Genomic DNA, 12458 nt, shown 5'->3' with positions numbered 1-12458 from the left:
TCGCGTGCTTGCCTGCCCGGATTCCGGAGACAAGATGGACCGCATTTTGAAGAACACCAGCGTGCGCGCTGGCCTGCTGGCGATTCTGATCACCTTTGCGCTGATGATCGTGGTCGGGGCGGCGGTGGGTGTGCTGGCTTTGCGCACCACCAACGCTGCCACCGAGCGCGTGCATGAGATTTCCGACCGCAGCATGCTGTTGAATGACGCGTACAAGGACATGCAGCGCGCGCGCACCGGCATGTCGCGCTTGTACAGCGTGTTGCGCGAGAACATGGATGAAGCGGCCAAGACGGCTGCGCTGGCCAGCTCGGAGAAAGGCCTGAAGAAGTCCATCGAACAGGTGGAAGCATTCAAGAATGCGCCACCCATCGAAGGTGTTGACGAGTCGCTGCGCCAGGCAATCGTCCAGGCCGCACAGACGCACATCGAAGCTGTGCAGCGCGCCCTTGCGGCCCTGCGCGCCGGAGATGCGGCAGCCTATGCCCCGATCAACTACAAGGACGTGACCGATACCGGTGCGGCCTGGTCGGTGCAGATCGAGAATTTCCAGCAGCTCGTCAAGAAACTGTCCAAGGACGAGGCTGACAATGGCCGCTCGCGCTATGAAACGATCCTGAAGTTCGTCGCGCTCGGTATCGCCATGGCGCTCGCGTTGATCGTGGTGGTGTTCTACGGCCTCAAGGCCTTCGTGATTACGCCGCTCAACGAGGCCGTGGCTGTGTTGAGCCGCGTGGCCGAAGGCGATTTGGCCGTTCACGTCAAAACGGGCGGGCGCAATGAGCTGGGCAGCCTACTGGCTGCCGTGGGCCGCATGCGCGAGAGCCTGGTGAACACCGTGCGCCAGGTGCGCAACAGCTCGGATTCGGTCAACACCGGCGCGCACGAAATCGCCAGCGGCAACCTTGATCTGTCCTCGCGTACCGAGCAGCAGTCAGCCTCGCTGGAGAAGACTGCCGCCAGCATGGAGCAGATGACCTCCACCGTCACCAACAATTCCGAGAACGCTCGCCAAGCCAGCGCGCTGGCGTCGAATGCAGCAGACCTGGCTTCGCGCGGCGGCGACGTGGTGCGCGGCGTGGTGGCCACCATGGACGACATCAGCGCGGGCTCGCGCAAGATGGCCGACATCATCGGCGTGATTGATGGCATTGCGTTCCAGACCAACATCCTGGCCCTCAACGCTGCCGTGGAAGCCGCTCGCGCTGGCGAGCAGGGCCGCGGCTTTGCCGTGGTGGCGGGCGAGGTGCGCGCGCTGGCTCAGCGCAGTGCTGCCGCTGCCAAGGAAATCAAGACGCTGATCGACGATTCGGTATCGCGCGTGCAAGCGGGCCACACGCAAGTCGCGCAGGCCGGCGAGACTATTACCGAGACGGTTGAGGCCGTACGCCGCGTCGCCAATATCGTTGAAGACATTGCTTCCGCATCGGCCGAGCAGACGCAGGGCATCCTGCAGATCGGCCAGGCCGTAACAGAGATGGAGCAGGTGACGCAGCAGAACGCCGCGCTGGTCGAGCAGGCGGCTGCCGCCGCGCAATCGCTCGAAGAACAGGCGCAGAACCTCTCGCAGGTGGTGTCGCAGTTCCGGCTGGACGGGGCAGAGACCCCCGCGATGGTCGCGCGGAAACCTGAGAAGGTCGCCAAGCCCGCTGCCAAGGCCGCGGCAAAGTCGGTTAGCGCCGCCAAGCCCGCGCGCGCGGTTGCGCGCAAGCGTGAAGCGAAGGTTGCTGCTCAGCCAGCGGCGTCTGCGCCGGTCGCGCCTGCCGCCGCCGTTTCTGCTCCTGCTCCTGCCCGCAAGCAACCTCTGGCCGTGGCCGGCGGCGGTTCCGACGCCGATTGGGAAACGTTCTGATCGGTTGAGAACTCAGGCATCGAGTGCTGGGCCATCGATGCGTTTGGCCCAGCTTTCCACCTCGCCGTGTGCGAGGCGACCCTCCACGAGCTTGCGCCATGAGGGTGTGAGCGGCAGCGTCAGCATGTCGGCCAGCGCCGCATGATCGAGCATGTTGCGGTAAAGCACGTCGAGCACGCGCGCTAGCGGCCATTGCGGCCATGGGCGCTCGAGCCATTCGAGCGCATCGCCCGCGCGCAGTGTGCCGCCTTCCAACACCCGGTAGTACCAACCCGTGCGCCCTGCGTTTTGCACCCGGCGTGCCATGTCGCGCGCATTGAAGCGGTCGTTCAGCTTCCAGCACGGCTGACGCAGTTGCGACACTTCCAGCACTACGCTGCCCGCTCGCAGGCGATCACCCACACAGATGTCCGCTTCGGTGATGCCAGTCGTGCTCAGGTTCTCGCCAAAGGCGCCGGGCTGTGCGAGCACGGCTTGCGCGCCGATGTCCGCTTGCCAAGCCGCGTAGTGGTCGAGCGGGTAGTGGTGAATCGCCTTGTCGGGGCCGCCGTGCACACGCAGATCGCCTTGCTCGTCACCGACAATGCCGTTGATGTCCACCTTTACCACGCCGCTCACGGGGCGCTTATCGATGGCGCTGCGCGAGCCAGGGCGCGTGTAGTCGACAGCGCGCCCGGTGAGGAGGGCATCGATGCGGATGGGGCCGGGCAGCGTCATGCAGCCTCTGCGCGATCCAGCCAGGCGGTGAAGACTTCGCGCGCGCGTTGCGCCAGGCGTTCCGCAATTGCCGGCACCTGTGCACGCAGCGCGCGTGGGTCGATGCCTGCGGCACCGAGCTCCGCCGCATGCCCGATCAACCACGCTTCCAGCTCCTCCAGATTTGCCTCCAGATGGAATTGCAGCCCCAATGCGTGGTTGCCAATGGCGAAGGCCTGCTCTGTGCAGACTGCCGTGAATGCCAGCCGCCGCGCGCCCGGCGGCAAGTCGTACCGGTCGCCGTGCCAGTGCAGCACCGGCGTGCCGTCGGCCAGCGGCGCAAGCGGCGAGTCTGCCCCTTCGGCCGTGAGCGTGATGGGCGCAAAGCCGATCTCCTTCACGCCCATCGGCTTGACCGCCGCACCGAGCGCCCGTGCCATCAACTGCGCCCCCAGGCAGATACCAAGCAACGGCTTGCGTGCGGCCAGTCGCTGCGCAATGGCGGCAGCTTCATCGCCCACGAACGGATACGTTGCATCGTCATATGCGCCGATTGGCCCGCCCAGCACGATCAGCAAATCGGCCGCGGCCATGTCGTCGGCCGGCACGGGTTGCACGCCCACGTCTACGGTGCGAACGGTGTAGCCGCGCCCTTCCAGCAGCGGCTGCAGGATGCCGAGATGCTCGAACGGAACGTGGCGCAGGGCGAGGGCGGTTTTCATGGCAGACGATGACGGTTGGAGGCGAAGCACATTGTGAATGAGGGGCGCAGCTCACAAAAGCCGTGCGGCTGGCGAGGGTTTGTCTTGCGACATTTGCGCCTTGGGCCCCACGCTTGGCGATGCCTCGGTGGCTGACTCCTCCGCGCGCAACACGAAAGGCCTCGGCGGCGCGGCGTTAACCTGCGGACTAAGCGTCGCTTATATCGGTTGTTAGTAACGTGCATTGCAACCCCCACGAAAAACCCGGTTCGAGGGGATGTCAGTGTCACGTCATCTCATTAAGATCGCTCCCCACAGAGTGCCGTCTCGGTACCGATAAAAAGATTCTGGAGGGAGTTGTGCGAAAGCCAATGCTGCATTGGGCCGTGGCGTGCATTGCCATGGCTTGCCTGAGCGCGTGCGCGCCGATGATATCTACCGCGCCAGCCATGCTGTCCACCGACAACGCGACGGGTCCATCGCGGATTCAACTGAAATCGGCAACGGAGATCCGCCTGGAGACCGGCTATACGCGCACGCTTGCGGCCGGCTCCAACTGGCAGCGCGTGGGGACGCTGTCGCAAGGCGCTGTCTATCGCCCGGTCGGCACGATCTTCACCATTGAAGGCCGGCAGGTTCACGAAGCCTACCTCGTGATTGCCAGTCAACGTCTGGTCGGGTTTTACCTGCCCGGCGAGCAGGCGTACTCCCCGCTTTCCACAGCTGTATCCATCACAACAGGAGAATCACAATGAAGGGAGTTTTGCGCGCATTGGCTTCGGCCGTCGGTATCACTGTTCTGATGGCGGGTTGCGCGTCAGGCGTGAAGTATTCCGAGATGGCTTCGTCGATTCCGACGCTCAAGCAGGATGAGGGACGCGTGTACTTCTTCCGCTCGTCGTCGCTGATCGGCGCGGCACTGCAGCCGGACATCAAGCTGAACAGCGAAGTGATTGGCCAATCCAAACCGGGCGGCTTCTTCTTCGTTGACCGTCCGGCTGGCAAGTATGTCGTGTCAACAGCCACCGAGACCGAGAAGACGCTGAGCTTCGCACTGGACGCCGGTGAGACAAAGTACGTGCGCACGTCGCCGTCGCTGGGTCTGATTGTCGGCCGTGTGGTGCCGGAGCTTGAAACGCCGGAAAAGGCACAGGCCGAACTGCCGTCGTTGAGCTTTGCGCCCAATCAGCCGCCGGTTGCCAAGAAGTAAGCCGGAAGAAAAAAAGCCCGCTTCGCGCGGGCTTTTCATTGGCGGCTACCGGTTAGCAGCGATCAAGCCTCAGCCTTCGACCGCGAGAACGGCGAGGTGATCTTGATCATCTGCACGAAGGCCTTCGGGTTGCCGGCCAGGATTTCACCCTGGTCAAGGTAGCCCGATTCGCCGGTGTAGTTGCCGACCAGACCACCGGATTCCGTCACGAGCAGCGAGCCCGCGGCCATGTCCCATTTGCTCAGGCCTTGCTCGAAGAAACCGTCGAGGCGGCCGCAAGCGACGTAGGCGAGGTCCAACGCGGCGGCGCCGGGGCGACGCAGGCCGGCGCAGTTTTCCGTCATGGTCGCAAACAGGCGGGTGTAGTCGTACAGGCCTTCCAGGTCACGGTAGGGGAAACCGGTGCCGATCAGGCAGTCGGCCAGCTTGTCGCGACGCGTGACGCGGATGCGGCGGTTGTTCAGGAACGCGCCGGCGCCCTTGGAGGCGGTGAAGAGTTCGTCGCGCGTCGGGTCGTACACCACGGCCTGGGTGACGACGCCACGCTGCATCAGCGCGATCGAGACACCATATTGCGGGAAGCCGTGGATGAAGTTGGTGGTGCCGTCCAGCGGGTCGATCACCCAGACGTTTTCGCTGGCGGTTTCGCCGTCGGCCCAGGATTGGCCGGACTCTTCCGCTAGAATCGCGTGATCGGGGTAGGCAGTCTTGATGACTTCGATGATCGCCGCTTCAGCTGCGCGGTCGACTTCGGTGACGAAATCGTTGTGTTGTTTGCGCTCGGTGCGCAGGCTATCGACGTCGAAGGACGCGCGGTTGATGACGGTGCCGGCCTTGCGAGCCGCCCGGACGGCGATATTGAGCATCGGATGCATGTGGGATCTCCGCGCCTGGCGCGCCGATTTTTCGGAAGCGGCCGCAGGCGAAACAACACAACGAATTGTAGAAGAACGAGCGGCGGGCCAATCTCGCGATCCTGCCCGCCGTCAAAAGAGTGGCCGTATTGTATATGAACCCCGCCCCAGGCGCCCCGCGAATTGCGCCAATGAGCACGTCGAACACAACTCCTGCCGACCCGGAAACGCTGCGCCAGCGCGCCGCGCGGTGTCGTTTCGTGCTGGTCGAGACCAGCCACCCCGGCAATGTCGGCTCCACGGCACGTGCGCTCAAGACGATGGGGTTCAGCGAGCCCGGCAGCTTCGTGCTCGTACGCCCGCGCGAGGCCGACGCTCAATGCCATGCCGATGCCGTTGCCATGGCAAGCGGCGCCGATGATGTGCTGGCCGCCGCCCGCGTGGTCGACGACATTGGCGAAGCGCTGGCCGGCGCCTCGCTCACCATTGCGCTGACGGCCCGCCCGCGCGAATTCGGGCCGCGCCGCATCGGCCCGCGTGCCGCTGCAGAAGAAGTGGCCGCATTGCTGGCTGCGCCGGACGCCACCGTCGCCTTCGTCTTCGGCAATGAGCGGTTCGGTTTGCCCAACGAGGTGGTGGAGCGCTGCCATGTGGTCACGCACATTCCAGCCAACCCGGCGTATGCCTCGCTGAACCTGTCGCAGGCGGTGCAGTTGATTGCGTACGAAGTGCGTATGGCGCTGCTGGCCGGCACCGGCACGGGGGACACCCGCATGGAAGGCGTCGGCTTTGTTGGCGAACCGGCCACCGCCGAGCAGATCGACGGGATGTTCGAACATTTAGAGCAGGGTCTTGTTGAGATTGGTTTTCTCGACCCCGCCCAGCCGAAAAAGCTGATGCCGCGCCTGCGGCGTCTGTTTGCCCGCACGCAGTTGGAGGCCGAAGAGGTCAACATCCTGCGCGGGATCGCCAAGCGTATGCTCGGCCGCCACGCCGAAGCAGCCACGCCGCCCACCGGCGCAGCCGACGACTGTCGCTGACCGCCCTGAAAGCCGCCCGTTGTTGAGCAAGCAGGGCGGCATCCCCTGCATGTCTGGTTAAAACCCTTGCCGCAGCGCGGTAAGGCAATGCCTTACACTGCCCTCAGCGCATTGCGCATATAGATATAACGATCCACACACCTCAAGATGTTCACACGCATTCGCGAAGATATCGGCGCCATCATGGAGCGAGACCCGGCCGCACGCAGCCGCTGGGAAGTGCTGACCTGCTACCCAGGTCTGCACGCCATCATCGTCCATCGGGTCGCGCATGCGTGTTGGCACGGTGGCTTCCGGTTGCTGGGGCGGTGGTTCTCTCACCTCGGCCGCTTCCTCACCGGCATCGAGATCCACCCCGGCGCGACAATTGGCCGGCGCGTGTTCATCGACCACGGCATGGGCGTCGTGATTGGCGAGACGGCCGAAATCGGTGACGACTGCACGATCTACCAGGGCGTCACGCTGGGCGGCACGTCGCTCTACAAGGGCGCCAAGCGGCATCCGACGCTCGGCAAGGGCGTGGTGGTGAGCGCGGGTGCCAAGGTGCTCGGCGGCTTTGTCATCGGGGATGGGGCGCGTGTTGGGTCCAACGCGGTCGTGCTTAAGCCGGTGCCGCCGGGCGCAACGGCGGTTGGCATTCCGGCGCGCATCATCGAACGCGATGTCGCTACCGAGGCCCGGTCCGCGCTCAAGCAGGAGTTTTCCGCGTATGGCATTACGCCGGATGCGGATGATCCGGTATCGCTGGCGCTCAAGCGGCTGATCGACCACAGCGAGCTTCAGCAGGAGCGCATCGAGTCGATTCTTTCTGCGCTCGATCGCCTGGGCGCGCACTTGGAAAACTCGCCGAACGATCCGTTCGATGCAAGCGAACTGAAGCGGATGCTCAAATAAGCGAAGGGCGGTGGCGACAGCTTATGTCGCCACTTGCTCGACCGTCAGCGTGCCGTCTTGCAGTTTGAGGAAACTGCCGCGCGGTTGAGCCTGATCGAAATCCCAGTCGGAAAGAACCCAGCGGCTGCCCCCTGGCTCGTGATGCAATTGCGGGCGGTGCGTGTGGCCGTGGATGAGCGTGGATGTGTTTGATGCCTTGAGCAACGCATCTACCGCTTCGGGTGCGACGTCGCCCATCATCGCGGCGGCGCGCGGCTCGCCGGCGACATTGGCAGACATGGCGCGGCCAGCTTCGCTCTCTGCGCGCATCTTTTGCGCGATCTTCAGCCGCCAGCGCAGCGGCATCGTCAGGAATATCCGCTGCACCCAGCGCTTGCGCGTCCAGTGGCGAAAACGCATGTAGGCCGTGTCGCGCGTGCAGAGGGCGTCGCCGTGGGCAAGCACGATGCGCTGGCCATCATCCGCTTCGAGCACGGTGGGGTCGGGCAGCAGCGTGGCGTGCGCAGCCTTCAAGAAACGCTTGCCGAGCAGGAAGTCGCGATTGCCGTGCATGAACAGCACGCGCGTGCCGCACGCTGCAACTTCAGCGAGCAGGTTGGCGATGTGCTGGTGGAACGGATCAGCCAGTTCTTCATCGCCGACCCAGTATTCGAAGAAGTCACCCAGGATGACGAGCGTGCGTGCCTCGCGGGCGCGCGTGCGCAGGAAGCGCTCGAACGCGGCGGCGGTGGCCGGCATGCTGGCCGTCAGGTGCAGATCCGAAATAAAAAACACCGGCCCGGAAACCCGGACCGGTGTCTTCAGCGCGGAGGCCTGTGCGGCGTGCGCTGCGTCGATCATTCGATCACTTCAGCGCTTTCGATGATCACATCTTCCATCGGCACGTCCTGATGGAAGCCTCGGTTGCCGGTGCGCACCGAGCGGATCTTGTCGACGACGTCCATGCCTTCGGTCACTTTGCCGAACACGGCGTAGCCCCAGCCTTGCGGCGTCGGCGACGTGTGGTTCAGGAAGTCGTTGTCGACCGTGTTGATGAAGAACTGCGCCGTGGCCGAGTGCGGATCGTTGGTGCGTGCCATGGCAATGGCGCCGCGTTCGTTCTTCAGGCCGTTGTTGGCTTCGTTGTCGATGGGCGCCTTGGTGGGCTTCTGGTTCATCTTCTCGCCCGGCTCAAAGCCGCCGCCCTGGATCATGAAGCCCTTGATGACGCGGTGGAACACCGTGCCGTTGTAATGGCCATCCTTTACATAGGCGACGAAGTTGGCGACCGACTTGGGTGCCTTCTCCGCGTCCAGGGCCAGGGTGATGTCGCCGTGGTTGGTGTGCAGCTTGACTTGGGTCATGGTGAATTCCTTGGGTGGGGCAAAAATGCGTTACTTGGAGACGACGGTGGCCGATTCAATCAGGATCGGCTTCACAGGCACATTCTGGTGCGGGAACTTCGTGGTGGTTTCCACCGCCTTGATCTTGTCGATGGTGTCGGTGCCATCAACCACCTTGCCGAAGACGGTATAGCCGTAACCGTCCTGACCAGGGTAGTTGAGCATGTTGTTGTCCACCACGTTCACGTAGAACTGCGCGGTGGCGGAGTTCGGGTCCATGGTGCGGGCCATGGCGATCGTGTACTTGTCGTTCTTCAGGCCGTTCTTCGATTCGATTTCGACCGGCGGGCGGGTGTCCTTCTGTTTCATATCGGCCGTGAAGCCGCCGCCCTGGATCATGAAGCCGTCCATCACGCGGTGGAAGATCGTGCCCTTATAGAAGCCGTCCTTCACGTATTGCAGGAAGTTGGCGACCGTCTTGGGTGCCTTGTCCGGATACACCTCAACGGTGAAGTTACCCATCGATGTCTTGAACTGGACGCGTGGTGCGGACGCGGTGGCTGCCATGGCTGCGGTGGCGGTTACGGCCAGTGCACACACGAGCCCGGCAAAGAGGGAGCGAATACGGAGCATGGTCAGAAAGAGAGAACTTGGGGTGGGAAAAGCAGGATCGGCCGCGTCTTCTTATTGACGCTTCGCCGGCTTGGCACTTACGCCGCTGGCTGCGGGCAGTGTGGTCGGGGCAGGCTTGGACGCAGGGCGCACGCCCGGCAGATCGGGCAGGGCATCCAGGCGCGCGCGCGCGGTGGCGTTCTTCGGATTCAGCTTGATCGCATTCTGATACGACTGCGCGGCCAGGCGAACGTAGACGTCACCAAGGTTGGATTGCGCCATCGCATTCTCCGGCGCCACGCGGTTCGCCATGATCAGGCTGTCGCGGGCGCGAAGCAGTTCGCCGCGCTCGGCATACAGCGCAGCCAAATTGATATAAGGCTCGGGCAGTTCCGGGAAGTCCTGTGTCATCTGGCTGAAAGCGACGATGGCATCGTCGGCGCGGCCCAGGCCGGCAAGTGCCACGCCGCGCTGGAAGCGTGCCTGCGCGTTGCGCGGCTGGGAGGCGACATCTTTGTCGAGTTCGGCCAGTGCCTCGGTGTATTGCTTCTTGGCCAACTCGTCGTCGATGCGCTTTTGGCGCGCAACCTGCGGCGCTTGCTGCGTGCTGGGCATCAAATCGGCCGGCAAGGCAAAGCCGGCGGTCTGGGCGAAGGCCGGTGCCGCCGACATGGCAAGCAGGCAAGCCAGGGTTGCAGCGGTCTGACGCAGCGGTCTGTTCATGAGAATCGGTTCCGTTATACTCCGCCGCATTCTAACAAACCGTCTTTGTGCGCAGCAGCGGCCGTGCGCGCCAGGAAAGGTTCTTGACGGGGAGCATGCCAGACGCACCGGCAGGCCGCCCCGTCGGCGCAGTTCCGGTAAGATATGCCGCTAGTTTTGCAGGCGCCGCACCGGCGCCGATTGCCTCCAATTTGGTCCGCCCGCAACGTTGTAATTTGCATGCGCGGCGCGCTGAGTCTCCCGACACCGCTTCATGGAATCACTCAAGATCTACAACACGCTCGCGCGTGAGAAACAGACGTTCGTCCCCATCGAGCCCGGCCGCGTACGCATGTACGTGTGCGGGATGACGGTGTACGACTACTGTCACGTCGGGCATGCGCGGGTCATGGTGGTGTTCGACATGGTGCAGCGTTGGCTGCGCGCGGCAGGTTACGACGTGACCTACGTGCGCAACATCACCGACATCGATGACAAGATCATCAAGCGTGCTGTCGAGAACGGCGAGACGATGAGTGCGCTCACTGGCCGCTTCATCGCCGCCATGCACGAAGACGCGGATGCGCTTGGCGTGCAGCGCCCCGACCACGAACCCCGCGCCACCGAATACGTGCCGCAGATGCTGAGCATGATCGGCAAACTGCAGACGAACGGCCTCGCCTATCAGGCGACCGACGGCGACGTGAACTACGCGGTGCGCAAGTTTCCCGGTTACGGCAAGCTGTCCGGCAAGTCGCTCGAAGACTTGCGTGCGGGCGAGCGCGTGGCTGCCAACGACGCCAAGCAGGATCCGCTCGATTTCGTGCTGTGGAAATCCGCCAAAGCTGAAGAACCGGCTGAATCGCGCTGGGCCTCGCCGTGGGGCGAGGGCCGCCCGGGCTGGCATATCGAGTGCTCGGCGATGAGCTGCGAGCTGCTGGGCGAGCATTTCGACCTGCACGGCGGTGGCGCCGATCTGCAGTTTCCGCACCATGAAAACGAGATCGCCCAGTCCGAAGGTGCGACCGGCAAGACGTTCGTCAACACGTGGATGCACAACGGCTTCGTGCGTGTGAATGACGAAAAGATGTCGAAATCGCTCGGCAACTTCTTCACCATCCGCGACGTGCTGAAGGTGTATGACGCAGAGGTCGTGCGTTTCTTTATCTTGCGCTCGCACTATCGGAGCGACTTGAACTACAGCGACGCGCACCTCGACGACGCGCGCCATGCGCTTACGCGCCTGTACACCGCGCTGAAGGATGTGCCCGCCGCGGCCGGTGCAAAGCCCGACTGGAGCGAGTCGCACGGTAAGCGCTTCCTCGAAGCGATGAACGACGACTTCAACACGCCGGTCGCCGTGTCGGTGCTGTTTGAGCTGGCGAGCGAGGTGAACAAGACACGCTCGCCCGAGCTGGCCAATCAATTGGCTGCGCTGGCCGGTGTGCTGGGCCTGCTGGGTCGCGATCCGCACGCGTTCCTGCAGGGCGGCGTGTCGGCCGATGGCTTGGACGGCGCAGAAGTGGAGGCGCGTATCGAAGAGCGCCGCGCGGCCAAGGCTGCCCGCGACTTCGCCCGTGCGGACGCCATCCGTGCCGAGTTGCTGGCCGCTGGCATTGTCCTGGAAGACAAGCCGGGTGGCCTGACCGAATGGAGACGCGCATGAACGCGGTGGCCAAGAAAGCCAACGTAGTGCGCAGCACAGCCGCCAAGAAGACGCCGGCGGTGAAGGTGCCGTCTGCCAAGAAGGTGGCCGCCAAGAAAGTCGATGGTGTGGCGAGCAAGTCGGTCGTCGCCAAGAGTGCGGCGATCAAGCCCGCCAAGTCCCCGGCCAAACGCACACCTGCACCTGCAAGCAAGGTGCCGCTGCCCGAAACGCTTGCCGCCAGCGAGGCGCTACCTGTGCCAGCAGAAGTGGTGCTCTCAGGCCCACCCGAGTATTGGCAAGAAGCCTGCGCAGACCTGATGAAGCGCGACCGCATCCTGCGCAAGATCATCCCGACGTACGGCCCGGCGCACTTGGCTTCCCGTGGCGACCCGTTCGTCACGCTGGCGCGGTCGATTGTCGGTCAGCAGATTTCAGTCAAGGCCGCGCAATCGGTGTGGGAACGAGTTGTGACTGCGTGCCCCAAACTTGTGCCTGCCCAGTTCCTGCGTGCCGGCCAAGAGAAGCTGGCGGGGTGCGGCCTGTCCAAGCGCAAGGCCGAGTACATCCTTGATCTGGCCGACCACTTTCGTAACGGCACCGTGCACGTTGCCAAGTGGGCCGAGATGGAAGACGAGGACGTGATTGCCGAGTTGACGCAGATTCGCGGCATCGGTCGATGGACGGCCGAGATGTTCCTGATGTTCAATCTAATGCGCCCGAATGTGCTGCCGCTGGACGATATCGGGCTCATCAACGCGATTTCGCAAAATTATTTCAGTGGCGAGCCCGTCACTCGCAGTGAAGCGCGTGAAGTCGCCGCCAACTGGGAACCGTGGCGCACTGTGGCCACTTGGTATATGTGGCGTAGTCTCGACACGGCGACCACCTATTGATCTGTTCATTCCGATGAAACGGAGCGCGTCGCCG

The 12458-nt window shown here is 63.7% G+C and carries 14 protein-coding genes; 7 read left to right on the top strand and 7 right to left on the bottom strand.

What is annotated here, in order from left to right; translation table 11 throughout:
* Positions 1-34: 34 nt before the first annotated feature.
* Positions 35-1852: a methyl-accepting chemotaxis protein gene (locus tag NG898_RS13845; protein WP_252692792.1), complete on the top strand. Its 1818-nt coding sequence runs from the start codon at positions 35-37 to the stop codon at positions 1850-1852.
* Positions 1853-1864: 12 nt separating this feature from the next.
* On the opposite strand, the gene NG898_RS13840 is transcribed toward NG898_RS13845, so the two are convergent.
* A complete protein-coding gene (locus NG898_RS13840; RefSeq protein ID WP_252692790.1) occupies positions 1865-2569 on the bottom strand; it encodes an MOSC domain-containing protein in 705 nt (234 codons plus the stop codon).
* Entirely contained in the window at positions 2566-3270 is a 705-nt protein-coding gene (locus NG898_RS13835) for a glutamine amidotransferase (RefSeq protein ID WP_252692788.1), read from the bottom strand. The genes NG898_RS13840 and NG898_RS13835 overlap by 4 nt, the downstream gene beginning before the upstream one ends.
* Positions 3271-3698: 428 nt before the next feature.
* Between NG898_RS13835 and NG898_RS13830 the strand changes: the two genes are divergently transcribed.
* Positions 3699-4004 (top strand): hypothetical protein, encoded by a 306-nt coding sequence (locus tag NG898_RS13830; RefSeq protein WP_392397863.1) that lies wholly within the window; start codon positions 3699-3701, stop codon positions 4002-4004.
* The gene (locus NG898_RS13825; protein WP_252692785.1) at positions 4001-4459 is read left to right on the top strand and encodes a DUF2846 domain-containing protein; all 459 of its coding nucleotides are present in this window, start codon (positions 4001-4003) and stop codon (positions 4457-4459) included. Before NG898_RS13830 ends, NG898_RS13825 begins: the two co-directional genes overlap by 4 nt.
* A gap of 62 nt (positions 4460-4521) precedes the next feature.
* On the opposite strand, the gene NG898_RS13820 is transcribed toward NG898_RS13825, so the two are convergent.
* The gene (locus tag NG898_RS13820) at positions 4522-5334 is read right to left on the bottom strand and encodes an inositol monophosphatase family protein (RefSeq protein ID WP_012435285.1); all 813 of its coding nucleotides are present in this window, start codon (positions 5332-5334) and stop codon (positions 4522-4524) included.
* 134 nt (positions 5335-5468) lie between these two features.
* Between NG898_RS13820 and NG898_RS13815 the strand changes: the two genes are divergently transcribed.
* Positions 5469-6353: an RNA methyltransferase gene (locus NG898_RS13815; protein ID WP_392397862.1), complete on the top strand. Its 885-nt coding sequence runs from the start codon at positions 5469-5471 to the stop codon at positions 6351-6353.
* A gap of 147 nt (positions 6354-6500) precedes the next feature.
* Entirely contained in the window at positions 6501-7247 is a 747-nt protein-coding gene (gene cysE / locus NG898_RS13810) for a serine O-acetyltransferase (RefSeq protein WP_252692781.1), read from the top strand.
* 21 nt (positions 7248-7268) lie between these two features.
* Here cysE and NG898_RS13805 read toward each other — a convergent pair whose 3' ends face one another.
* The 4 genes from NG898_RS13805 to NG898_RS13790 are packed head-to-tail and all read right to left on the bottom strand — an operon-like array spanning position 7269 to position 9904.
* Complete coding sequence (locus tag NG898_RS13805; protein WP_252692779.1) at positions 7269-8087, bottom strand: UDP-2,3-diacylglucosamine diphosphatase; 819 nt, start codon at positions 8085-8087, stop codon at positions 7269-7271.
* On the bottom strand, positions 8084-8590 hold the full coding sequence (locus NG898_RS13800) for a peptidylprolyl isomerase (RefSeq protein WP_024976009.1): 507 nt from the start codon (positions 8588-8590) through the stop codon (positions 8084-8086). Before NG898_RS13800 ends, NG898_RS13805 begins: the two co-directional genes overlap by 4 nt.
* A 30-nt stretch (positions 8591-8620) precedes the next feature.
* Entirely contained in the window at positions 8621-9202 is a 582-nt protein-coding gene (locus NG898_RS13795; protein ID WP_252692778.1) for a peptidylprolyl isomerase, read from the bottom strand.
* Between the two features lie 51 nt (positions 9203-9253).
* Positions 9254-9904 carry a tetratricopeptide repeat protein gene (locus NG898_RS13790; protein ID WP_252692776.1) on the bottom strand — a complete coding sequence of 217 codons (651 nt, stop codon included), beginning with the start codon at positions 9902-9904 and terminating at the stop codon, positions 9254-9256.
* Between the two features lie 253 nt (positions 9905-10157).
* On the opposite strand from NG898_RS13790, the gene cysS reads away from it, so the two are divergent.
* Both cysS and NG898_RS13780 read left to right on the top strand, forming a co-directional pair.
* Entirely contained in the window at positions 10158-11549 is a 1392-nt protein-coding gene (gene cysS, locus NG898_RS13785; protein WP_252692774.1) for a cysteine--tRNA ligase, read from the top strand.
* Complete coding sequence (locus tag NG898_RS13780; protein ID WP_252692773.1) at positions 11534-12424, top strand: DNA-3-methyladenine glycosylase family protein; 891 nt, start codon at positions 11534-11536, stop codon at positions 12422-12424. The genes cysS and NG898_RS13780 overlap by 16 nt, the downstream gene beginning before the upstream one ends.
* The last annotated feature ends 34 nt before the right edge of the window (positions 12425-12458 follow it).

Origin of the sequence: Ralstonia mojiangensis, from assembly GCF_023955645.1 — a bacterium.
Lineage (GTDB): Bacteria > Pseudomonadota > Gammaproteobacteria > Burkholderiales > Burkholderiaceae > Ralstonia > Ralstonia mojiangensis.
Note: the sequence above shows the minus strand (reverse complement) of the source record. Positions and strands in the feature narration are given on the sequence as shown.